We start from the raw sequence: 1,238 nt of genomic DNA, 5'->3' as shown, positions 1-1,238 counted from the left end.
TGACCTGAGCCCTTCGGCTCCCTCGTTTATTTCGAGAGTCTGACCCTTTCATAGTCCAAGGTTTGATGTCTGGCGAGCGCGCCGGGAGTGGAGCCCCCGACAAGCTCGAGCGACCGGCGCGCTGCGGGCGTCAGCCCGCCCAGCGATGAGTGAGGCCGGTGATGATTGTAATCGTGCCGCCAGCGCCCCAGTACCTTTCTGGCGTGGGAGAGACTGTCGAAGACTTCCTCGTTGAGGCATTCGTCACGGAGCTTGCCATTGAAGCTCTCGACGAAGCCGTTCTGCTGCGGCTTGCCCGGCGCGATGTAGTGCCAGGCGATGCCGGTCTCGTTCTGCCATTCCAGGATGGCGCGCGAGGTCAGCTCGGTCCCATTGTCCGAGACGATGGTCTCCGGCCGGCCATAGAGGCGGATGCAGCGATCAAGCTCCCGCGCCACACGCGCGCCTGACAGGGAGGTGTCGGCCACCAGTGCCAGGCATTGCCGGGTATAGTCGTCGATCACGTTCAGCATCCGGAACCGCCGCGCCGGACCGAAGACATCAGACACAAAGTCAAGGCTCCAGCGTTTCGATGGACCGTCCGGGACAGGCATCGGCTCGCGCGTCCCGGTGGCGCGCTTGCGTCCCCGTCGTCGCTTCACCGCCAGGCCTTCCTCCCTGTAGAGGCGCCTCAGCTTCTTGTGGTTCATAACGATGCCTTCGCGTTCGAGCATCAAGCCGATGCGGCGATAGCCGAACCGGCGGCGCGTTGCCGCGATCTCGCGCATACATTTGCGGATCTCCGGATTATCCGGCTCCGCTTCTCGCCTGACAGTCTTCGGATCGACGCTGACCAGTCGGCAGGCGCGACGCTGGGAGATGTCATGATCCGACATCGCTCCGAGCGCCGCCACCCGCTTCAACTGGGGCGTCGTCAGTACTTTCCCAGCAGATCCTTCAGAACGACATTATCAAGCATCGCATCCGCCAGAAGGCGCTTCAATTTCGCGTTCTCACCCTCCAGCGTCTTCAGCCGGCGGGCATCGGACACGTCCATCCCGCCGAACTTTGCCTTCCATTTGTAGAAGGTGGCCGAGCTGACGCCATGACGCCGGCAGACATCCGCCGTCGACATGCCGCGCTCCTGTTCCGCCAGGATCGCGATGATCTGTTCTTCCGTGAATTTGCTCTTGCGCATTGTCTGTCTCCATAACGACAGACTCTCAATTCAAATGCGGGACCAATCGGGGCTCAGGTCA

Annotated in this window: 1 protein-coding gene; it reads right to left on the bottom strand. The window is 62.0% G+C overall.

What is annotated here, in order from left to right; translation table 11 throughout:
• Positions 1-26 precede the first annotated feature (26 nt).
• Positions 27-1,177 (bottom strand): IS3 family transposase gene (locus tag Q1K29_RS18405; RefSeq protein WP_119377456.1). Its coding sequence is split into 2 segments (ribosomal slippage): positions 27-919 and positions 919-1,177, totalling 1,152 coding nucleotides; the frame shifts between segments, so codons are not numbered across the junction.
• Positions 1,178-1,238 lie beyond the last annotated feature (61 nt).

Origin of the sequence: Henriciella sp. (genome assembly GCF_029937755.1) — a bacterium.
In the GTDB taxonomy this organism is placed as follows: domain Bacteria; phylum Pseudomonadota; class Alphaproteobacteria; order Caulobacterales; family Hyphomonadaceae; genus Henriciella.
Note: the sequence above shows the minus strand (reverse complement) of the source record. Positions and strands in the feature narration are given on the sequence as shown.